Below are 21,605 nucleotides of genomic sequence, written 5' to 3' on the forward strand. Positions count from 1 at the left end.
TTACTGGTGAGGAGGGGGCGGCAGTGATATTCTTGGACGAGTTACCTCAAATCTTTGTCACTTATGTTAGAAAAAGAAAACCTCATTAAACTCGCTAGAGTGCAAATGCCATATGGAAAATATGCAGGGCGAGTGTTAATCGACCTACCTGAAGAATACCTATTGTGGTTCGATAAAAAGGGCTGGCCAACTGGCGAGCTAGGGGATTTGCTCAAGCTGTGTTTAGCGCTCAAAATTGAAGGCTTAGATAGTGTCGTGAAGCCTTTGAAGCGTATGTAACTAGCCACAGAAACTCACACTTTTAATGAAAAGACTTATTATGAATTTTGATATCGATGCACTGAAACACCACCAATTGGTCGAAGATGGTAAATTAGAGGGATGTTACATTCATCAGCCAGCTCAAGGTAGCCAGCAAGATGACAAAGCTGTTTTGGCAGAGCGCCAAGCGTTGGAAAAGTTGGGATATAAGGTAATACAGGTTAAAGCTAAAGGCGGGACAACAACGTTTGCCGAGGCGATGCAAAAGCTTGCGAAGGAAACTGGTCACCTGCCTAAGGAGTAAGTGAGTGTAACCTGCCACAGCTTCCCTAGTTATCCCACGATACCATGTGTTTTCATCAAAAGAGCCAGACCGTTAGGCTGACTCTTTTTTGCTCCAAACCCGTTGAGAGCTTAAACATTGATCGTATCAATAAATTCCGTCAGTAGAGAAACCAGTTAGTTGCATAAATAACGAGAAGGACTAGAAGACCTAGAAGGAATGGGAAGGTTAGCATCATTGCGAACTTTTTCTTGAAGCTTGGTTTATCGAATACCACGCCTTCGGCCTCCCTTACTCTTTGCTCTTCATCAAAATGCCATTTAATAGCTAAGTAAGCTCCAATACCTAGTACAATAAGCTTAAAAGCTCCAGCAAAGTACGGAAAGAAGTTAGCCCAACTGTCGTTCATTATCCATCTCTCTCAAATTAAATATGGGCTTTACGGTAGCAGAATCCAAGGTTTATGTTTAGTGCTCTCCCAATGTCAGGCGCCCTGGCTAGCACAAGCCTACAGTTCTAGCTATCTGTCCACAACTCTCTTTGCAATATCCTTGGTTATTAATGATTTAATAGAAAAGGACGAGAACATTTATATCCAGAGGCGTGTCTGTATGGTTTGTAACGTCTTTGCCCCATTCCAATTTAGCTCGTTTGATCGCCTCTTTGCCTAATAGTTCCCATTTATAATGATCTTGCCGTGGTTCAAGGCCCATTTCATCCAATGTTACTGTTGCCAGCCCATCAACATGTGCAGTATAGGGTCTGAGTTTTGAGTGGATACAATCTTCTCGGATTAGCCACCATATCGTTCACGATGACCAACAGCCAAGGTCAGGTCACGCGTTTGTCTCACAGCCTAAAAGTGCAAGTGAGAACCGCGGTCACAGTAAAGAATTTGTTTTGTATCATATTGGGTTTGCCATCATGCCAAGATTTATGATGGAGAAAGAGTTAGCTCGAGGAGATTAAGTTCGCATCCTATTTGATGTACACGACTTGGAGAACCCGACTTATGCGGGTACTACTAATAGAAAGCTTCGATGCCGCTTCGAGTTGAGTTCTTGAAGAAAAAGGCCGGTGCGTTTGAATAGCATCGAACGCCACCTATTAAACTCAGTATTCCCAAAGCAAAGCCCACCGACAAGTGGGCTTTGTTCTCTTTCAATAACGAAAATAATAACTAGTAGCTCGCTTGAATGCTGACACCGCTATAGTTTGAGTAACCTTGAATCATGACGTGATAACGTCCACTTTGTGTCGCGCTGACCGTACATGTTTCATTGTTACCGTATTTGAAAGGTCGGCAGTCCCATGCGTTCAGTGCTGGTTTTGCACCAAAACGGAGATACAGGTCCGCATCACCGCTGCCACCATACATTTGTACGGTTAAGCGCTGCCCCGCTTCGACATCAACATAGTAATACGCGACTTGACCGGTTGAACCACTTACACCACTCACAGGTACACCCGAGGTTAACTTACCTTCTGGATCCGGTGTTGGATCTGGGCCACCACAGTCTTGGCCACAATCAGCATCCGTTAAGCTATAAAGTAGCTTGTTCACGCTGCCTCTTGTGTCCGTCACCTTTCCGCTTGTTGCGCGACTAACGATCAAGGCCTCTACTTGGCTTGGCGACAACGAACTGTTTTCTTGAAGATACAGTGCTGCTACACCCGCTACATGGGGCGTCGCCATCGATGTACCACTAATGGTTTTGTAACCACCGTCATACCACGCAGATTTGATTTGTGAGCCTGGCGCAAACACATCCACACAACTGCCCCAGTTTGAAAAACTCGAACGTGCATCCGTGCTGGTGGTCGAGCCGACAGTTACACCAGTAGCAACGCGCGCTGGAGAGTAGTTACACGCATCGGCATTGGAGTTACCTGCTGCAAGCATAAAGCTGACACCTGACTGAACCGCACTTTGCACCGCACTATCGAGAGCGACAGATTGACCGCCACCCAAACTCATATTGGCGACTGAAGGTCCGGAAGCATTCGCAGCCACCCAATCCACACCGGCGATAACACCAGACGTAGAACCCGAACCGCTACAGCTCAATACTCTCACACCGACAAGGTTGACGTTTTTCGCAACACCATACAAGCTGCCGCCAATGGTGCCCGCTACGTGTGTGCCGTGTCCATTACAGTCACTTGCATCTGCATCGTTGTCGACAAAGTCATACCCTGAAACCGAGCGACCACCGAACTCAACATGCGCGTTATTCACACCAGTATCGATAACATAAGCCGTTACACCAGTTCCATCAAAGTTGGCACTGTAGTTGTTATCGAGTGGCAAGTTTCGTTGGTCGATTCGGTCTAGTCCCCAAATGGCATTGGTTTGATTTGCGTCTGCCGAGACTATTGGGTCAAGCGATAGGATTCTGTCTTGCTCAATGTAGTCCACACGAGGATCAGAACGCAGATCTTTTAGTTGCTCAGGACTCAAGTTAGCGACAAATCCACTGATCGAGTGGTCAAAAACCGACTCCACTTGTATCGAATATAAACCGGACATGCGGTCTACAGACTGTTGCGTGAATTGCTCGAATTCCGGTGAGCTGCTCGCCATCATTTGCGGTTGTTGAAATACCACTATATATCGATCTGCAATGGCGATGTCGTCCGGTGCAAGCATCAAAGTGGCAGGCAATGTGTCGGGAGCTTGTTGTAACTCTGCACTGTCCGCAATCTCATTGGGTTGCGAAAAAGCGAGAGAAGAATGAAAACAGAGCGCGGAGGTGATACAACAACTTAGTAGTTTCTTTAACATAAAATGTTCCTTGAAATCATAGTCTTGTTGATTTTACCTAGTACCAAACTGTCAACACGAAAACACAGACAATCAGCGTAGTACGCTCAATACGTGCTGCAGTGACGTTACACAAATCAAACTAGACAATGAGCAACAATATGCATAATTGATAATAATTCACATACTCAGAAACATGATCAATAACCAAGCTTTATTGAAATTGAAATGCAAAGATTCATTTAGATTTAGAGCAAAATCCCTAAAATAGAATAATTCTACACACCTGGCTTATTGCCTGTTATATGCACTATTCTTACCGATAATTTACGCAATAAAAACCTAACTATCCTTTCATTGGTCATGACTCAAATTGGTTGATAGATGTTAATATAGCCACCTGGTTTCTGATGTTTTTTAACTCATGGCTACTATCCAAGTTCAATGTCGTTTCTGTAATAAAACAGAGCCCGTCCGTGAACATGGAAAAGGGCATTCTGGCTTTCCTCGTTTCAGGCATATCGAGTGTCGAAAGAGCTTTCAACTCGATTAAGTTTACGAAGTCCGCAAGCCAGATGTAAAAGAAAAAATTGTCGATATGTCAATGAATAGCTCTGGAGTTAGGGAAACAGCACAAGTGTTGAATGTCGGATACAACACGGTATTGAGCACTTTAAAAAATCTCGCCAAGGTAAGTAACCTCAATCCCTTTCGATAGAGCAAATATAAGACTAATTTGTAAACTTGAAAGGCTAGCTGCATTGGTTGAGGAATATGAGGAAAAACACTTCCCCATTTAAGAACTGCAACACACCTTTGCCCCATTCCTTTTCAGCGCAGATATAGTTAATATTTTGGAAAAAGGATATTGGCCAAGTTTTAGTAATACGAAATGAGTCCAATGTATACGACCGAATATAGGGTGCCTGAACTGTATTTTGAAAGCGTTCAACAGCTAATCGAGAAAAATAAAAGAAGTGGCATAGTGATGTGAATTGGCCGTACGAGTACTCATGTGAGTAATCTCTACCAAAGAAAGCGTAAGGCAATAACGCCTGATAATGTCAAGGATTCCAGTTAGAGCCCTTTTTTGCTTTATAAAGCATAAAAATGTACATACGGTACAGTCAGGTTGATATGAGTTCAACCTGACATATCTCAAAACAGGCTACAACTGCGTGACAAACGAACCACTTGGCGTGACTGGCAAGTATTTAGCGTAGAAGTCTAAGTAGGCTTGCTTTGGATCGAGGTCTTTAAACTGTTCTGGGTACATTGCTTTAGCGTAGAACTGCAGCATCGCGCCATCGAGAATAGTACGACAAGCGCCGTGGTAAGCCGCATACATGCGGTTGTTCTTAACCGCGGCAATAGATGACCAGCCAATGCGCTGTTTAAATCCAGCTAAACGCTGTTTTGCAAGTTCTTCATCGACGCCTTGACCCATCACCATTGCATCATCAGAGCTGCCTGATTCATAACCTGTCATGACAATTACATCAGGGTTAGCAACGATAATTTGTTCTGGGTTGAGTTTTCCCCACCATTCAACAAACGGCGCTGAAATATTGTCTCCACCCGCCATGGTAGCAATCGCACCCCACATATTTTTGCCGAAGGTATACCCGACTTCATTCACGCCAGCAGCACCATACTCTGTATATACTTTGGGTTTTTCCAGGTTGGCAGACTCAAGTCGCTGAGTGATCATTTCTAGGTTTTGTTTGTATTCATTGGCGATTTTTTCTGCACGCTCTTCTTGACCAGTGATCACGCCAATCAACTGTGTACTTTTCAGGTGGCGCTCCAAAGTTTGTGCGTTGTAATCGACGACAACCACAGAAATTCCCGCGTCTTCGATACGTTCGATTTCTGAGCCAAGGCCTTTGTATTGCCAGTCAGCGAGCATCAGGACGTCTGGGTTTAGACTAATGACTTTTTCCGCAGAAAACGTATTGGTATCGACGCGACCAATTTCAGGAATTTTGTCGAGAGAAGGACGGTGTTTAACGTAGAGCTCCCAGTTTGCAGAGCGTGCTTGCCAAATGTACTTAGACATCCCAACCACGTTGTCATACGCGGCTTCTGTACCAATGGCCATATAGTCTTCTGGATAGAAACCGACAACCGCGCGCTTGGCTGGTGCGTCGAAGGTAACTTCTCGACCCAGTACATCGGTAACGGTGGTGATGTCTGCAAATGCCGAGGCACTGACAGTAAGTGCAGCAAAACTGAGTAGTGATTTATACATGGTAACTTAGACTCTTTTCTATATGCCAGTGTCCACTGGATCCCTTATCTTGGTTGCCGATAATAAGCTTTTTATTAATCTTTATGCAAATTATTATCATTTTTGTTAGTATACATTCTCAATTTAATGCTCGGCGCGGTTTGTGTTGAACAAGCGGCGACGCAGTAGAAAAAGAAAATCCATCTTTTAGGAAATCAGGTAGCGTTAGATGCAGTCCGAAGCAGTGTTACAAGCCATTGAAAACCAGAGAAAGTATGAGCGGAAACGCTTTGTTGTACTGAGTGTTTTTTGTCTTATTTTGGTCATCTCTTTTGTGCTCGATATCATGACAGGGCCATCAATGTTGGATGCAAGTCGGGTTCTGTATGCGATTTTAGAATTTATCGGCTTACCATTTCAGGTTGATGCCTCCACACAAGTCATTGTGACCAACTTGCGTTTGCCGATTGCACTTATGGCGATTGTTGTCGGTGGTTCGCTCGGAGTTGGTGGCGCTGAGATGCAGACGTTGTTAAACAACTCGATGGCAAGTCCTTACACGCTAGGTATGGCTGCGGCTGCGGGGTTTGGTGCTGCAATTACGCTTTATTTCGGTTCATTGGGCTTAGATAGTAATTACGCTGTCCCGCTCGGTGCGTTCATCTGCTGCATGCTTTCTGCATGTTTTCTTTTCGCGTTGGCCTCAATGCGCCATATCAGCTCAGGTCAGTTAATACTAGCGGGTATTGCATTATTATTTCTTTTTCAGTCGCTATTGTCGTTGGTACAGTTTGTCTCGTCCCCAGAATTAAGTCAGCAAATCCTATTTTGGCTGTTTGGTAGCTTGTCGAAAGCCACGTGGGGGAACTTGTTGATCACCTCCTTGGTTGTGGTGGCTGGTGTTGCTTTGTTACTCAAAGATTCTTGGAAATTAACTGCCCTGCGTTTAGGTGAAGAGCGAGCAAAAAGTGTCGGTGTTAATGTCGCTAAGCTGCGCTTGAAAACACTGTTTATCGTTGCCTTGATGACAGCAACGGTGACCAGTTTTGTTGGCATCATTGGATTTGTTGGTATTGTCGCGCCTAACATTGCCAAAATGTTGGTTGGCGAAGACCAGCGATTCTTTTTACCTCTTTCATTCCTAATAGGCGCGTTTCTTCTTTCGACTGCGTCTGTTCTTTCAAAAGTGATCGTGCCCGGTGCGTTGTTCCCAATCGGAATAGTGACTGCGATTATTGGCGTACCGTTCTTCTTTTGGCTGATTATCGCGAAGCGAGGGTAACGATGCTGACAGCTAAGCAAATTAACATTCAAATTGGATCATTAAGTCTGGCTAAAAATATCGACTTTGAACTCAATCCGGGTCAAGTAACTGCAATTCTAGGGCCAAACGGAACAGGCAAAAGTACGCTGCTTAAAGCGTTGTTTGGTGACATCAAGTTAGAGTCCGGTGAGGTCAATTATGGTGATGAATCGCTAACGCATAATTCGCTCTCACAGTGGCGAAGCCAGTTTGGTTATATGCCACAAGACATCAATTTAGACGTGAATCTAACAGCGATTGAAGTTGTGTTGCTTGGACAGTTAGACGCGCTGAGCTTGAGAGTGGGCAATGACACGCTGCATAGAGCTCTGGGAATATTAGACCAGATTGGACTTTCGCATTTGGCAAACAACGATGTGAGCAAACTCAGTGGTGGTCAACGGCAAATGATTCTCTTCGCACAGGCGTTAATGCGTGAGCCTAAAATCATGATGTTGGATGAGCCAGTCAGTGCGCTAGATCTTCACTATCAACACGTACTGCTTGAACATTTGGTAAGCCAGACTCGAGAACGAGAGTATGTCACGATCATGGTGTTACACGACCTTAATTTGGCTGCGCAATATGCAGATAACTTGTTGGTACTGAAAAACGGACACCTGGTGGCAAGTGGCCACCCGAAAGCGATCTTAACGTCCGATCTTGTACAGAGCATTTATGACGTTCAGGCTCAAGTGATTAAAGATGAACACGGCGTGCCATTTGTCCGTACTACGCGAGCGTATTAAATCTGGTGAAGTGAAACTGTTGTAAAAAGCCCTCTCATCAACTGAAAATAGAGGGCGGTATACGGTTAAGTGACTAGCTCAAAAGTGCCTAGAACTTTTCTTCGTTTGAGACGGTGACTGTGAAGTCCCAGCGATTATCGAAAAAGCTTCTAACCAGTTCAATATTGGTTAAAATGGGCGTTATTGATCAAATCAGGTAAGGGATATAGTCCTCCTACCTAACTTACCTGTCAGTTTCTAGCAGGTATACCTAGCCCTAAGATTTTGTTCATTGCCGTCTCAGAGAGTGAACGGTCGTGATAGCCAGAGTTACTTTTCCACTGAGCTAGTGTATTGTTTTTTAATTGCCTCAACAGCTTCATTCCTAGGGTGTCAACCGCTTAGTTTTTGGGGCTTGAACAGTTGCAAAATTTGCAACTGTTGAAAAGGTAATCAAAGATGCTGATTTGTTGCTGAATAAGAAACAAACCCCGACTGACACCAATTGTCCAACAGCCTGTTGGACAAATTAGTCAAAATCAAAAATGCCCCAAACAGTGTTACGTCAGTTGTTGAACACTAAAATGGTTTCTATTAGTTTCCCTCAATTTATCTAATAACAACTAATTCCAAGAACAAATTTTTGTCCCAATAGTATCCTTATGTGTCCTTTAAGCCACTTTTGAGCGTCTATCCTATTGCATAAAATGACTCCATTACAGCAAAACACAGCAATACTGGAGCACAATTATGAAAATCACACAAATTCGCAATGCAACACAAGTCATCGATTATGCAGGTAAAACATTCCTTATTGACCCAATGTTAGCGCCAAAAGGCACTTACCCTGGATTTGAAGGAACAGCAAGTTCACACTTACGCAATCCAACAGTTGAATTGCCTCTGCCTCTTGAAAGCATCATCAATGTGGACGCTGTTCTTCTAACTCATACTCACCCAGACCACTGGGATGAAACAGCGGTGAATGCGATACCTAAAGATAAATTGATTTTTGTACAGCACGAAGGTGATGAAACTATTCTTCTATCACAAGGTTTTACCAACGTTAAAATCTTCTCTGAAGAGACTGAATATCACGGTATTTCATTTACACGTACAGTCTGCCAGCATGGCTCTGATGCAGCATTCCAACATGATCAAATGGCTGAAATTTTGGGTGAAGTGACAGGCGTGATTTTTTCCCATGCCGATGAAGAAAAGTTATATGTGGTTGGTGATACGATTTGGATTCCAAGTGTAGAAGAAACCATGAAAAAAGAACAACCAGGTGTCGTTATTCTCAATACAGGTTGGGCGCATGTACTGGGCTTTGGTCCTATTATTATGGGTAAAGAAGATGTACTAAAAACACACCAAGTGCTACCTAAAGCGAAAATCGTTGCGACTCATATGGGGGCGGTTAACCATGTATTGGTGACTACTCAAGAAATGCGCGAATACGCAGCTGCAAATATGATTAGCGATTTTGTGTTTGTTCCAGAAGATGGTGAAACAGTGATAATCTAGTTTTGATGTCATAAAGCAAACCTATGGCCTGCGTTTATGAACCGCACAGAGTAGTGTACTAACATTGCTCTGTGCATTTTACTTTGGAAACGAACTATGTATCTCAATGAAAACCATAAAATTCCTTCCGTTGCTGTTGTTGTTTTCAATCGCTTTAGCCCGTTTCATATTTCTGTCCCTAGCATTGTGTTTGGAAGAGATACCCTTAATGAAGCTTTTTTCGAGCTTAAATTTGTCGCTGGAGAGGAAGGACCGATTTTATCTGATATCGGTATGGAAATTCATACCGAGGCGCAGCTTGATTTCCTAGAGTATTGCGACATCATCGTTGTACCTTATTGGAGAACAATTGACGAGCGCCCTAATGAAAAGTTGCTCAATGCTCTCTGTCGTGCTCATGCCCGAGGCGCATTGGTTGTCGGTTTATGTCTTGGTGGTTATGTTCTCGCTTATGCTGGCTTATTAGCGGGGAAACGAGCTGCGACACATTGGGAATTAGAACAGGATTTTAGTCAACGCTTTCCAGAAGTTTCGCTCGATACGAATGCCTTATATGTTGAAGATAGCGGGGTGATAACCTCAGCAGGTACTGCCGCAGGTATCGATTGCTGTCTGTATGTTTTCCGAAAATACTACAGCAGTACGATTGCGAACCGAGTAGCAAGAAGAATGGTTGTGCCTCCATACAGAGATGGTGGGCAAGCTCAGTTTATCGATCAACCTATACCTGTGACGACATCTGATTCACGTATCAATGCATTAATGGACAATATCAGGCGTGATATCAATCAAAAATATTCACTGGATGAGCTAGCAGATTCAGTGATGATGTCCCGCCGAACTTTTACGAGAAAATTTAATAGAGCTACAGGTATGTCATTTGGAGAATGGCTGACAGCTGAGCGACTAAACTTGGCTCAGGATCTACTTGAATCTACAGATTTGTCTATTGAACAGATTGTTGCAAAAACAGGGTTTAGCTCAGTTCTCATTTTCAGAGATAAATTTAAAGAGCGTTATGAGGTAACCCCTAACCGATGGAGGAAAACGTTCCACCAACAGCCTTAGACAAATATTCAGCGTTCCAACTAAGGTTTGCCATACATTTCCTCATGTCAATTCCGATTATTAGGGAGGTTAGCGTAGCTCATTAATGTCCAACGGCTTGCTGACGGGGTAGATCATCGTAACGCAGAACTGCCCCTTTATGCGTTAGACCTTTTACTCATTCATACTCTATTAATATGAGTTTACCCTAGCAAAAGTTATCCACTTTCTAATACAACATGCTATTAATCATCACGATATATAACGAAGGAGGAGGGTAAATTCGATCTATCAGTACGCATACTGTTCTGATCCAGTTAAGATGGATATGCATTATACGACATATTAATTTTCAAAGTTAACCTTTCCCCTGTCTTGAGCTGACCCAGTACCAGCTCCTTGGCAATGGAGACTGCTTTTTGACCTGAAGGACTGGTTAAGCTTAACCGCTTCTTTGCGAAACTTTCAGTATACGCTGGGTTACGACGTTTAGTCATAAATCACCGCTCAATGAAACTCTAGAGCTAAACTTAGTAAGATGTCTATTAAACGTGGGGTACTCGGTTCAATAACGCTACCTCGATGCTAAAAACTTTTTATATCTAAAAAGAGCACAAAAAAGAGAAAAACCTAGAATTGCTCCTAAAGTATTAAAAAGTACATCATTTAGGTCAGAAGTTCTTCCAGAACCTACTGCAAATTGCATAACCTCTATTAGTGTACTTAATATGCCCGATACTATAATCGACGGAAAGCACCTTATGCCGGCAAGTCTTAGAAGCATTCCACAGGGCAAGAACAATAATGTGTTCAGGCAAGCGTCAATGACGTCTGCACGATTTGTAACATCTAATAACGTAAAGTTAATAGCGCTACCACCACCAGAAGGTGTACCAAATGTTAAGGTAATTAATGCTGTGGTCCATATTAAAAAGAGAAGTAAAGTGATCAGGTTTTTGATTTCTTTAGTATATTCAACCCAAACACAAGAAATAATCAATAGTGTCCATATTAGAGTAATTAGATAGAATAAATTCAAAGCTTTACCTTATTAATTATACAAAATCTATTTTTCTAAGAATGAACTGCTTATAAATACACGAGAACAACTGATTGACATAGATAGCCCTAAATACAATTAAAAATATGCTCTTTGGACGGCAATTTATCGTACCACCACCGATTTAACGGTGGTGGTTAAAAATTGTTACGGGTATTGTTCAAAAATTACTTTGCCGATCTCTGCGATTACCTGATCACGTTCTTTCATCGTAGTGTTACTTTTTCGAACATACATGGTAATAATCAACGGTTCATGATCCTTAGACCAAGCCATTGATATAATTCCTCTTACGCCGTAGTCACTTGCCCCAGAACGGTCTGCGATGGCCCAACCTTGTGGCAGAGAGGCTCTTAACAAGTCGTTTGCCACTTTATTGCCTTTCATCCATTGTTTAAGTTGAAGCTTAGACTCTTCGGATAATACATTCTCTAATAGAAGCTTGTTAAGACTGGATGCCATTGCATTCGTTGTCGTCGTATCTCGAATATCGTATTCGATATTTTTAGTCAACTCGGGCTCGTATCGGTCTGATCTAAGTACATCGTCTCCTATTGAGCGCATAAACTTCGTCAGCCCTTCGGGACCGCCACCCGCAGATATTGTATAGTTAGCTGCAGTATTGTCGCTATATGTTAAAGAAGCTTTACATGCTTTTCGTAAGGTTAGTTTTTTACCTACGTAATCTTCTGTTACAGGAGAGTACGTTACAATATCGCTTTTCTTGAGATAGATGGAGTCATCTAATGAGATCTTATTTTTATCGACTTTAGATAAGATATTTGCACATGCTAATGCTTTTATAGTGCTATTAAAATGAAAACGTTTATCACCATTTACAGAATTAATGTTACCTGATTCCGTATCTAAAACAGTTACTCCAATACTCCAACCTTTATCTTCAAAATATTGAACTCTTTGCTCTAAATCTGAAGCATAGGCACCGAATGAGAGCAAAAAACTAGTAGAAATAAATAATTTTGAAGATAACGATTTATTTTTAGATACGATATGTTTTTTCATTTCTAACCCTTAAAAATTAATATGGTGGTTGAATTTCTATAAAGTTTGGTGGTTTTATGATCCACTCTGAAATACTTGATTACCAAAGTATTTGTTAACAACTTTTTTGTAGATCACTAAGGATATAATGTTTGTTTATGAGTATAGGAACTTAAAAATACCTATAGGTTTATCAGTTTCTCTTGAATTGAGATAAAAACGGGCTTTCAATTGATTTAATTAGATCTTGCTAATTCCGACCTCCTTGCCTTAATTGGTCTTGCAACGTTATCAGTGATGGTACTGAGAGCAGCTGTTTCACTTTAAGTACGCTAGTTATATTCCTGATTGTTTGTTCAAACTTTATCTACCCTGATACGCTTATTGTTCTAGTCCTGCCTAAAGAATATGGTAAGCCGCTTTCACGCATTCCTGACTTGGTTAGTTTTAATTGGCACGAATCACGATACCCGCATCTTGGCTTGGAATGTAAACCACAGAAGCACCAAATCCAGCGGTCGAGCCTGTACTGCTGACCCATACCTCGTTCGCCGGTGGTGTCGGCGGCGTGTTTATTTGGGTGGGTTTCCCGTCGAATTGCCTTCCACAAGAGCTTTAAGTTTTCAGGGATGAGGGTACATCTCCCACGCTAGTCGCGTTAATGGTAGGCGCAAACAACATAGCTAGAGTTACTGCATTGATGGTTAATATTCTCACACACATTGAAGTGAACCTGTTCATTTATAACTATTACTTATTGGTTTTTATTACGTATCACTCTAAAAACACAACAATCGTAAGGATAGACGTATCAGAGAACAATATGTTAAAACTGAACTCAGCCATAAGTTTAACTAAGATCTAATTATGAATATCACACATCTTCCGTTGAATGCACTAAGGGCATTTCTTATCTCTGCTAAGCATTTGAACTTCACTAAAGCCGCTATCGAGCTCTGTGTCACGCAGGCGGCGATCAGTCAACAGGTTAAGATGTTGGAGCAGCAACTGGGGGGAGCGCTGTTTTATCGTCTTCCGCGAGGGTTAGCGCTGACCGATGAAGGAATGATGTTATTGCCGGTGGTTAGAAATGCGTTTGACAGTATGATCGATACGTTAGAGATGCTTGAACAAGGAATTCACCGAGAAGTGGTCTGTGTTGGTGCTGTGGGCACTTTTGCTCTGAACTGGTTGCTCCCAAGAATCAAAGACTTCAATGAACGTTTTCCCTATATCGATGTCAGAATCTCGACCAACAACAATGTGGCGGCTCCTGTGTCCGAAGGGCTGGACTTCTTTATTCGTTATGGCAAAGGCAGATGGCATGCGACCGAAGCAGAACATTTGTTTCAAGCCCCCTTAACCGTACTTTGCAATAAAACGGTCGGCCACCACTTAGAGAAACCGCAGGATATTCTGGGGTACACTTTGCTGCGTTCATACAACCCTGAGGAGTGGGCGTTGTGGTTTCAAAAAGCCCATATACCGCTACCTAAGTCCAGGCTCAACAGTATCACCTTTGACTCATCCATTTCGATGATTGAAGCCGCAGTTCAGGGATTCGGAATTGCATTAGCGCCTCCCGTTATGTTTGAAAAGACACTAATGGAAGAAAAGCTTATCCAGCCCTTCGATATCTTTCTCGACAGCGGCTCCTACTGGCTGACAAAACGACAAAGTCAAACTGAGACCAAAGCGCAAACGCTATTCAAGCAGTGGATCTTGGAGTATTGTTGATAGTGCACGGGTATTAATCTGAAACGTCCAGCTGTCATAGTCCTCTAAGTAGAGGACATCGATGTCCGCCACCTCTGTGGGGTAAATCGATAGTTAGCCGCCAGACGATCACTATCCCACGCATCTGTTAAGGTGTAGTGGCCACACAACCGCATTGATTACATGCTTAAAGCTGATGTATTTGTCGTCATGCCCGTAAGTTCCCATACCAAGCTGCTGCAACAGTTGTAGTCGATAGCCAGACTTTATGTTTACCAATAACACCTAAGAGGAGGTCAACATGAGAAAGTTATCTTCAGGAAAATGTAGCGGGATAAAAAGACCACTCAAGTTGGAAGAGATTTGGCGAATCAGAACTAGGCTAGAGCTTGAAAGTAACCTAATACAGCTTGCACTATTGAACTTAGCCATTGATAGCGAGTTGAGGGCGAGTGATCTACGAAAGATGCACGTATATGATGTTTCTTCGGCAGGAGTGATCTATGAGAGGGTTCAATACATCCTGCAAAAAACAGGTACCGATGTACACTATGAGATTACTCCGAGAACGCAGCAGAGTATTAGTCGGTGAGTTTACTCAGCACATCTACAGGCAAGTAGTTTTCTATTTCCAAGCTGTCGCCGTAAAGGCCAAGTCATCAGTTATTCGTTTTATCGTACGATTATCAGGAACTGGGCTGTAAAGTTGAGGCTGAATGCGGGCTATTATGGTATTCATTCCATGCTTCGTATTAGAGCTATTCTGAACTATGCCAGAATGAAAAACATAAGGGTACAGATCCTACTTGGACACTTAAAGCTAGATAGCACTGAAACGGATTGCTAGTTTCATACTTCAGAGAAGCCTGTGCTCCTACGACTGACGAAAACAAACACTCAATACCTGTTAACTCATAGAAAAATAAGGAGGAAGATTTGAGGTGCAAATTTATATAGATGATTCATCAGAACCTATTTATTATCAATAGCTCTAGTTTTGATTTTAGAGTTTGTTGTCACACAAACCCTAATTACCTCGAATCCCAGTCGTCCGCTTTTTGCACAATAAAATTAACTATTTGTGCAAACTCTTTTCCTTTATGTGTTAAGCCATAGTTTACGGCCACTGGTATAGTATCTTCTTGCCTACGCCATACAAAGCCATACTGTTGAAGCAGCTTCAAACGTTCTGTGAGCACTTTACTTGAAACCAACGCTAACTGTTTGCGAATTTGTCCAAAACGCATTTCATCACTTTGACCCAAAAGCCAAACGATATGAGCTGTCCACTTCGTGGATATCAAAGTTAAATACTTATCCACGCTACAGTAGTCATCGGGCTGTACTTGATGATTCACTACCTTTTTTGTCACTTTCATAATAATCCATACTGCTCTTATGCATTAGTGATCAGTCTAATGTTCAAGTTTACCACAAACCATTAGTTACCTTTGTGTAACTAGTTACTTTTTAGTAGCTAATTTTAATTAGTAACCAAGTTCATTATTGTTATCAAATCAACAACGCACCAATTGGGTTTACATTGGCGCAGTAATAATCAAGGACTAATTATGCGATTTATTTTACTTTTTCTCCCTATTTTCTCATTTGGCCTACAAGCTGCGGAATATATCAAGCCTCAAACACCTGGAGAGCTTCACGCTCTTTTTGGACAGTATTTTGCCCAGCACGATTTAGAAGGTTTGAGCACTCTCTTTGATAAAGATGCAGTACTCGTCCTCGATAAAGAGGGCAATCAAGCTAAAGGTCATGACGAAATAAAAGAGGTATTAAAAACATTCATGCAAGGTGATGTGGAAATGGTGACAAAAAGTGTATCTATCCACATTAATAATGACGTTGCCATGATTCGCTCGGAGTGGGAGATATCAAATACTATGACAGGAACAGCTCTTGAAGTTATGCGCTATGTGGATGGTGGCTGGGTTTACATTATAGATAACCCCAACGGATTTTAGTTTAGAAATTAGGCGAATTTAAACAAATAAAATAGGTAACAACTTATGAAAGCAGTGCAATTAAAAGCATTTGGTGGCATCGAAAACCTAGTTACTAGTGAAGTAGAAAAACCAACCATTACTTCAACACAAATTCTAATTAAGGTGGCATTTAGTGGCATAAACTACGCTGACACGTACATCCGAAAAGGTGCTTTCCCAGGGCTCCCTACTCCACCATTTACTCTAGGAATGGAAGGCTCTGGCATTGTAGAGTTGGTAGGCAACGACGTTAAAAACTTTCAAGTTGGTGAGCTGGTTGCCTTTGCTGGAAACCAAACATACGCTGAATATGTGATCATCGATACACAAAGCACACAATCTTGGGAAGTGGCTGTCCCAGTAACACTTCAAAAAGATATTGCTAGTAGTATTGCTATGTCCGCTCGAACAGCAATGTTGTTAACATACAGAGTGAATCATGCTCAAAATAAAATTGCGTTGGTACATGGTGCAGCAGGCAGTGTCGGTAGTGTATTGGTACAACTTCTAAAAAAACAAGGTTATACGGTTATTGGCTTAATAGGTTCTGATGATAAATATAGTTTCGTGAAGGAATTGAGCACGGATATCGTACTCAATTATAAAAATCCTGGGCTTAATAAAACCATTTTTCAACAATTTCCTGAAGGGTTAGATCTGATCTTTAATGCCACTGGCGGAGATACGATTGCAAGAGATATCGAGTTACTGGCTGAAAACGGCCACATCATTTGGTACGGTTTTGCCCAAAGTAGTCAAGCGCCTCAGCTCGAATCAGCTATCACTAATGCATTCATGAAATCGATAAAGTTTGAAGTATTTAATGGTGGCTCGGTTTGTAGGCAAGACAACATTCGAGCAATTAAAGAGGTTGAGGAGCTGATACAAAACAATGAATTAAAGATCCATATTCATAGTCATTACCCACTTGATTGTGCATTTTTAGCTCATGAAGAGCTTGAACAAGGTCAAACCCAAGGCAAACTATTACTTCAAGTGGAATGAAAATCGTAAGACATGGCTCAGTAATGACTGAGCCTATTTTCAAGTCACTTCCTATTTCGAATCGAATTAGCAAATGCACTTGTGATCTTTTACTAATGAGAGAGTTTTACTGCTATATCTCACTTTTTCCAGAGCCGTCACAGTAGGCACTTTCTAACGAGATAGTGTGAATACTCAGTGGCAGAACATTTCATTGACACCATAAATGTCATTGTAGGTGGGGGATCCGCTGCCTAAATGTGTGAACGCTTTTGGTTCACAATACAACTCTAACTCCAAAAATCCTGTCTCGGAGCCAATTCAGTAATGGAAGTTGAGGTTTTACTCCATTCTACTTAAACGCTGAAGTTCTAATATCGTATATGGAAATTACCATAAACTTTCTTCCTGAATGATATTTGAAGGTTTACGGATGCTTTCGCTATCCTTTTCAAAGACTAGAAAGAACAGAGTCATTTTACTTTCTTCAGAACGATATGTGTTGGACAACTTCATCCTAATAGACGTATAGAACTTGATGCCTTTTTCAATATTCTTAATTTTAAGAGTTGAAAGGTTAAAAGATTCAGAACCCATCCACCTAGGAGCTTTGAGAGCATTTTTTGAGGTTTTTATGAATAATTTCAATGCAATAGTCAGTCAGGTGACATAAGTAGGCAAGCCCTTTAACGTCAAAGCACTCCCCGATAAGAAGACCATGTTCGATAATCTTGCTACGGGTAGAATCTAAACCATCTACAACGATGTTACATTTCCAATATCCTTCGATTGCGCCCGTCTATCTAGACTCGGTCATATTGGTTTCTGCTTGATAACTCAATTCCAACATGGTTTGTTCTGAGTCAAAGGACAGGTAGTAGTGCGATTGTCCTTTAGTTTCGCTACATACCTAATCGGTTCTGATAAAAATCCAGAGTGATCTCTGGATTTTTTTATCAGTAGGCGGTGTGCCGCAATTCTCACTATTAACGCTCACCTTGGACTTCAAAATCATCATGAACCAATCGGGCATGTCCGTCACTCTCAACAACCCAGTGCTCTCGATGCACAACACCAAAGGCATTATTCATTGTCCATTTCGAAGAAAGAATATAACCATCGTCACCACACGGCTCCCATTTGACATCGGTATAGATTATGTCTCTGAACCCCTTATCCATAATATCTTGCCAGAATGCTTGAATGGCATCCTTACCTTCAAAAGTACCAAATGGTCGGGCATGCATTGTGCAGGCTTGAGTATATTGATCTGCACATCCTTTAGCATCCTGTGTATTGAATGCCTTTTTCCAATCCTCAATGCCCTTCTTGCAAGCAGCTAATACATCACGTTCTAACATCACAATCTCCTCAATTAATATCGTAGCGTTTCGAGTTTTAGGTTAAACATATCAATTACCAAGAAAAACAGAGATAATTGAAATTACTGTTTAATTAAAGAGAACAATAAATGAATAGACTAAAGCAGATGTCTATCTTTGCCCACATTGTTGAAGAAGGTTCAGTTTCAGCTGCTGCGCTCAAGCTCGACCTTTCCAAATCAGTGGTAAGTCAACACTTGAAAATCCTTGAACAAGAGCTAGGTTTGACGCTAATAAAAAGGACTACAAGAAGGCAGGCGCTAACTGCAACAGGAGAAGTCTTCTATCAAAACTGTAAAGAGATCAATTCCATTGCCAATTCAGCGTGGGAACAGGCTCAGGAATCTCAGGTTGAACCAAAGGGGCGCATACGTATAACTGCTCCAAATGCACTCATGGAGATACTAGTTACACCTGTGGTAGCAGAATTAATGAGGCGGTATCCGAAGCTTAAACCTGAGCTTATCAGTGATGATCAAGCCTTAAATCTTATGAAGCACGATGTGGATCTGGCAATTAGAGTCGGTAGCTCGCAGGATAGCAATCTCAAGCAAAAACGGATTGGTGAGTTCAGGGATGTTTTCTGTGGCATTCCAGACATAAAACTTGATGATATCGATAAGGAACCCTACATCGCTAACCACTGGCAAGGCAAGTTCGTTCGGCACAAGTTTAAGTCAAAGACGGGCAAAACTATGATTTATGAGAAAGAGGCCGACTGTATCGCTAACTCGTTTCACAGTTGTTTGGCTTTAATTAGATCAGGAGCAGGTATCGGTATCATTCCCGACTTTTATTTCTCTCAGATTGAGCCAGAGGTTGTATCTCTATTACCAGATATGATGTTACCTAAGAATCCCGTTTATGCGTTAAATCCATTCAATAAAAACACTCCATTAGCCGTACAGCTATGTATCACGGCTCTTGAAGAACGATTGAGAAGTGGTGTTTAAGTATATGCTCTAGGTGAATATTATTTATTGCGCATTTATATGCAAGCTAGGTATTTCGATTGAGTTCAACACTCTGAAAGAAAATGTCCAGTTCCACGTCCGCGCAAATCTACCACCGCTGACAACAACGATCTTTGACATTTTGGGATACGAAAAGTTATTCAATGATAGCTAAATTAGAAAATCCACTGACTCACTTTTGTCCAAAAGCTTGTTGGCGTAGTTCAAAGCAAACACTCGCTTTGGGTTACTCGACTCCAAGTAACTTTATTGCTATGTTTCGCAAAATATATGGAGAATCTCCTGCGCGTTATTTTTTCCAGATGCCGTGCAGAATAATGTGTTGACCGGCTGGGGTAAAAATGAAAACCAAAATAATAATGTCGTTTCTACTCGCTTCATTGTGTGTCAGTGTCAGCGCCAGTACGAATGGGCCGAAATACCATTCTGCGCTAACAGTCAAAACGGTATTCAGTGAAGACAGAGACAAGCCTGTAGAAGTCTACTACTGGTATCCCACAACGAATGAAAAAAACAACTTCACGTTTGGTAGGGGTAACATTTTTAAATCAGTCGAAACGCAGTTAGATGCCCCGTTAGCAAGTGGAAAATTTCCCGTTGTGCTTTTGTCGCAGGGCGGAACACGGTCAGCATTTTCCCATAGTGGTTGGATAGCTTCAGGCCTAGCGAAACAAGGTTATATCGTTGTTGTACCAAAGCCTCCTGCACCAAACGAAATCAATGCAGAAATGGCTGTTGATGAAATCACATTCAGAACCAGTGAGTTGGTGCTTGGGCTGAACGAATTAAGTTCGGTCGGGATACTGTCCGGAGGCGTAGATACTGATGCAGTGCAGGGTGTCGGCTTTTTTCTGGGCGGGACATCTATGCTGATGCTCTCCGGAGCGCAAATAAGCCCGGAAAAATACCGAACATCATGTCATGACGCCACCAATATAGACTGTCATTGGTTACGTGAAAATAACGTTGATATTACCAACACCCCGGATCAAAAATTTCCCCGATTTCAGTCTGAAAGCAAACTGAAATCGGTCGTCGTTATCAACCCTGAGCTAACGAAAACTTTTGTCCCTGAAACTCTGGCCTTGATGAAAAATACCATCACCGTGGTGACGCTTTCTGAACGGCTACATCCCGCACTGACACCTGCCGAATCACTCGTTGCTCTTCCTAATGTGATATTTCAAGAGATCCCCAGAGCGAGTCAGTTTAGTGCGTTCGCAGAATGTACTGAGCGTGGCATTAAAATTCTCGCATCAGAAAGGGAGGAAGCACTTTGCCAGGAGCGTGACGAGGTTTCCAGAAAGGATAATCACCAACAAATTTTGGATGTAATTCTGGCTAGGTTAACAAAGTCATAAGAGTGCAACAATGAGGTACTTTCTTACACATTGTCTGCTTGAACAAGCAAAGCGAGGAATAAGTTTTTCAGGCTTGTCCCCACACCATATTACAAGACCTACTAATGACGGTATTATTTGCCCTAATTAAGTACTTGTACCAGCATTTTAAAACTTAGAAGAACACACAAAATACCAACGATTTTCTTAAGAACTTTATTTGGGAAATACTCTGCGCAACGCACTCCGAGGCTAGTAGTTAAGTAGCTGCTAATGGAGAAGCTGATCATTGCAGGAAGGTATATGTATCCTAATACTAAGTTGTTCCAATCTGTATTTTCCCATCCGTTTAACATGTAACCGAGGCTTCCTGATAGCGCGATAGGGAAACCTATCGCAGCAGAGGTGCCAATAGCTCGTTTTACCTCAAAATTTTGCTGGACAAGATAGGGGATGATCAACCCCGCACCGCTTATAGAGACAAGTGCTGATACAGAGCCAATCACCGAGCCTACAGTGATATTACCGATAGCCCCATGTGGGTTAGGGTTGTACTCATTTTCAGTGTTGAGAAACATCTTATAAGCTACATACAACATGAATACGCTGAAAAAACCTGCCAGATAGATTCCCTGTAGATACGATGCTACGAATGTGGCGCAAAATGTTCCGACTAGAACTCCGCTCAACATTTTTACTACCATTGTCGAGTCTACATTCTCTTTTTTGTAGTGAGCGCGCATGCTGCCCAATGTTGTAATAATCATCGAAGCCATTGATGTCCCTAACGCAAGATGGACCACTTCTGTATCAGCTATTCCCTGTAGTGAAAACAGAAACGCAAAAATAGGGACGGCCATTCCACCACCACCCACACCAACGAGTCCAGCGAGAAAGCCAATGCCCAAGCCTGCTGTAATGTAATAGATAATAAAGATAGGTTCGTTCATGATGGTTCTGCCTTCGATAAAATGGTCGTTGCTAAAATGTTACTCGAACGCTAA

Annotated in this window: 19 protein-coding genes and 3 pseudogenes; 13 read left to right on the forward strand and 9 right to left on the reverse strand. The window is 42.0% G+C overall.

Features of this window, described 5'->3' with window-relative positions; all coding sequences use genetic code 11:
* Positions 1-63: 63 nt before the first annotated feature.
* Positions 64-279 (forward strand): DUF3820 family protein, encoded by a 216-nt coding sequence (locus ACHFJ9_RS07750; protein ID WP_104970141.1) that lies wholly within the window; start codon positions 64-66, stop codon positions 277-279.
* 40 nt (positions 280-319) lie between these two features.
* On the forward strand, positions 320-565 hold the full coding sequence (locus tag ACHFJ9_RS07755) for a hypothetical protein (RefSeq protein WP_017821096.1): 246 nt from the start codon (positions 320-322) through the stop codon (positions 563-565).
* Positions 566-704: 139 nt separating this feature from the next.
* Here ACHFJ9_RS07755 and ACHFJ9_RS07760 read toward each other — a convergent pair whose 3' ends face one another.
* A complete protein-coding gene (locus tag ACHFJ9_RS07760; RefSeq protein ID WP_395354581.1) occupies positions 705-953 on the reverse strand; it encodes a hypothetical protein in 249 nt (82 codons plus the stop codon).
* 771 nt (positions 954-1,724) lie between these two features.
* On the reverse strand, positions 1,725-3,329 hold the full coding sequence (locus tag ACHFJ9_RS07765; protein WP_395354583.1) for a S8 family peptidase: 1,605 nt from the start codon (positions 3,327-3,329) through the stop codon (positions 1,725-1,727).
* Positions 3,330-3,732: 403 nt separating this feature from the next.
* Between ACHFJ9_RS07765 and ACHFJ9_RS07770 the strand changes: the two are divergent.
* Positions 3,733-4,057: pseudogene (locus ACHFJ9_RS07770) on the forward strand (IS1-like element transposase); the annotation flags it as partial.
* 419 nt (positions 4,058-4,476) lie between these two features.
* Here ACHFJ9_RS07770 and ACHFJ9_RS07775 read toward each other — a convergent pair.
* Complete coding sequence (locus ACHFJ9_RS07775; protein WP_145535412.1) at positions 4,477-5,559, reverse strand: ABC transporter substrate-binding protein; 1,083 nt, start codon at positions 5,557-5,559, stop codon at positions 4,477-4,479.
* Positions 5,560-5,767: 208 nt separating this feature from the next.
* On the opposite strand from ACHFJ9_RS07775, the gene ACHFJ9_RS07780 reads away from it, so the two are divergent.
* Both ACHFJ9_RS07780 and ACHFJ9_RS07785 read left to right on the forward strand, forming a co-directional pair.
* Positions 5,768-6,820: an iron ABC transporter permease gene (locus tag ACHFJ9_RS07780; RefSeq protein ID WP_145535409.1), complete on the forward strand. Its 1,053-nt coding sequence runs from the start codon at positions 5,768-5,770 to the stop codon at positions 6,818-6,820.
* A gap of 2 nt (positions 6,821-6,822) precedes the next feature.
* Positions 6,823-7,590, forward strand: a complete 768-nt coding sequence (locus ACHFJ9_RS07785) for an ABC transporter ATP-binding protein (RefSeq protein ID WP_145535406.1) — start codon at positions 6,823-6,825, stop codon at positions 7,588-7,590.
* A gap of 230 nt (positions 7,591-7,820) precedes the next feature.
* Here the strand turns inward: ACHFJ9_RS07785 and ACHFJ9_RS07790 are convergent.
* Positions 7,821-7,962, reverse strand: a pseudogene (locus tag ACHFJ9_RS07790) (IS5/IS1182 family transposase); the annotation flags it as partial.
* Between the two features lie 357 nt (positions 7,963-8,319).
* Between ACHFJ9_RS07790 and ACHFJ9_RS07795 the strand changes: the two are divergent.
* A complete protein-coding gene (locus tag ACHFJ9_RS07795; RefSeq protein WP_074189948.1) occupies positions 8,320-9,096 on the forward strand; it encodes an MBL fold metallo-hydrolase in 777 nt (258 codons plus the stop codon).
* Between the two features lie 96 nt (positions 9,097-9,192).
* Positions 9,193-10,164: a GlxA family transcriptional regulator gene (locus ACHFJ9_RS07800; protein ID WP_047009328.1), complete on the forward strand. Its 972-nt coding sequence runs from the start codon at positions 9,193-9,195 to the stop codon at positions 10,162-10,164.
* Between the two features lie 553 nt (positions 10,165-10,717).
* Here the strand turns inward: ACHFJ9_RS07800 and ACHFJ9_RS07805 are convergent.
* Both ACHFJ9_RS07805 and bla read right to left on the reverse strand, forming a co-directional pair.
* On the reverse strand, positions 10,718-11,182 hold the full coding sequence (locus tag ACHFJ9_RS07805) for a VanZ family protein (RefSeq protein ID WP_074189949.1): 465 nt from the start codon (positions 11,180-11,182) through the stop codon (positions 10,718-10,720).
* Between the two features lie 168 nt (positions 11,183-11,350).
* Positions 11,351-12,226 (reverse strand): class A beta-lactamase, encoded by an 876-nt coding sequence (gene bla, locus ACHFJ9_RS07810; RefSeq protein WP_124007622.1) that lies wholly within the window; start codon positions 12,224-12,226, stop codon positions 11,351-11,353.
* Between the two features lie 846 nt (positions 12,227-13,072).
* On the opposite strand from bla, the gene ACHFJ9_RS07815 reads away from it, so the two are divergent.
* Both ACHFJ9_RS07815 and ACHFJ9_RS07820 read left to right on the forward strand, forming a co-directional pair.
* Positions 13,073-13,942 (forward strand): LysR family transcriptional regulator, encoded by an 870-nt coding sequence (locus tag ACHFJ9_RS07815; protein WP_074189951.1) that lies wholly within the window; start codon positions 13,073-13,075, stop codon positions 13,940-13,942.
* A gap of 280 nt (positions 13,943-14,222) precedes the next feature.
* A pseudogene (locus ACHFJ9_RS07820) lies at positions 14,223-14,768 on the forward strand (integrase).
* Between the two features lie 184 nt (positions 14,769-14,952).
* Here ACHFJ9_RS07820 and ACHFJ9_RS07825 read toward each other — a convergent pair.
* The gene (locus ACHFJ9_RS07825) at positions 14,953-15,300 is read right to left on the reverse strand and encodes a winged helix-turn-helix transcriptional regulator (RefSeq protein ID WP_395354588.1); all 348 of its coding nucleotides are present in this window, start codon (positions 15,298-15,300) and stop codon (positions 14,953-14,955) included.
* Positions 15,301-15,492: 192 nt separating this feature from the next.
* On the opposite strand from ACHFJ9_RS07825, the gene ACHFJ9_RS07830 reads away from it, so the two are divergent.
* Both ACHFJ9_RS07830 and ACHFJ9_RS07835 read left to right on the forward strand, forming a co-directional pair.
* Complete coding sequence (locus ACHFJ9_RS07830; protein ID WP_074189953.1) at positions 15,493-15,900, forward strand: YybH family protein; 408 nt, start codon at positions 15,493-15,495, stop codon at positions 15,898-15,900.
* Between the two features lie 45 nt (positions 15,901-15,945).
* Complete coding sequence (locus ACHFJ9_RS07835) at positions 15,946-16,926, forward strand: zinc-binding alcohol dehydrogenase family protein (RefSeq protein WP_395354592.1); 981 nt, start codon at positions 15,946-15,948, stop codon at positions 16,924-16,926.
* 965 nt (positions 16,927-17,891) lie between these two features.
* On the opposite strand, the gene ACHFJ9_RS07840 is transcribed toward ACHFJ9_RS07835, so the two are convergent.
* Positions 17,892-18,266 (reverse strand): nuclear transport factor 2 family protein, encoded by a 375-nt coding sequence (locus ACHFJ9_RS07840; protein ID WP_053809835.1) that lies wholly within the window; start codon positions 18,264-18,266, stop codon positions 17,892-17,894.
* Positions 18,267-18,376: 110 nt separating this feature from the next.
* Between ACHFJ9_RS07840 and ACHFJ9_RS07845 the strand changes: the two genes are divergently transcribed.
* Positions 18,377-19,240: a LysR family transcriptional regulator gene (locus tag ACHFJ9_RS07845; RefSeq protein ID WP_124007624.1), complete on the forward strand. Its 864-nt coding sequence runs from the start codon at positions 18,377-18,379 to the stop codon at positions 19,238-19,240.
* 362 nt (positions 19,241-19,602) lie between these two features.
* On the forward strand, positions 19,603-20,622 hold the full coding sequence (locus ACHFJ9_RS07850; protein ID WP_145535397.1) for a hypothetical protein: 1,020 nt from the start codon (positions 19,603-19,605) through the stop codon (positions 20,620-20,622).
* Positions 20,623-20,744: 122 nt separating this feature from the next.
* Here the strand turns inward: ACHFJ9_RS07850 and ACHFJ9_RS07855 are convergent, their stop codons facing one another.
* A complete protein-coding gene (locus ACHFJ9_RS07855; RefSeq protein WP_006742023.1) occupies positions 20,745-21,551 on the reverse strand; it encodes a sulfite exporter TauE/SafE family protein in 807 nt (268 codons plus the stop codon).
* Between the last annotated feature and the right edge of the window lie 54 nt (positions 21,552-21,605).

This window comes from Vibrio sp. D3 (genome assembly GCF_043995865.1).
GTDB classification, from domain to species: domain Bacteria; phylum Pseudomonadota; class Gammaproteobacteria; order Enterobacterales; family Vibrionaceae; genus Vibrio; species Vibrio diabolicus.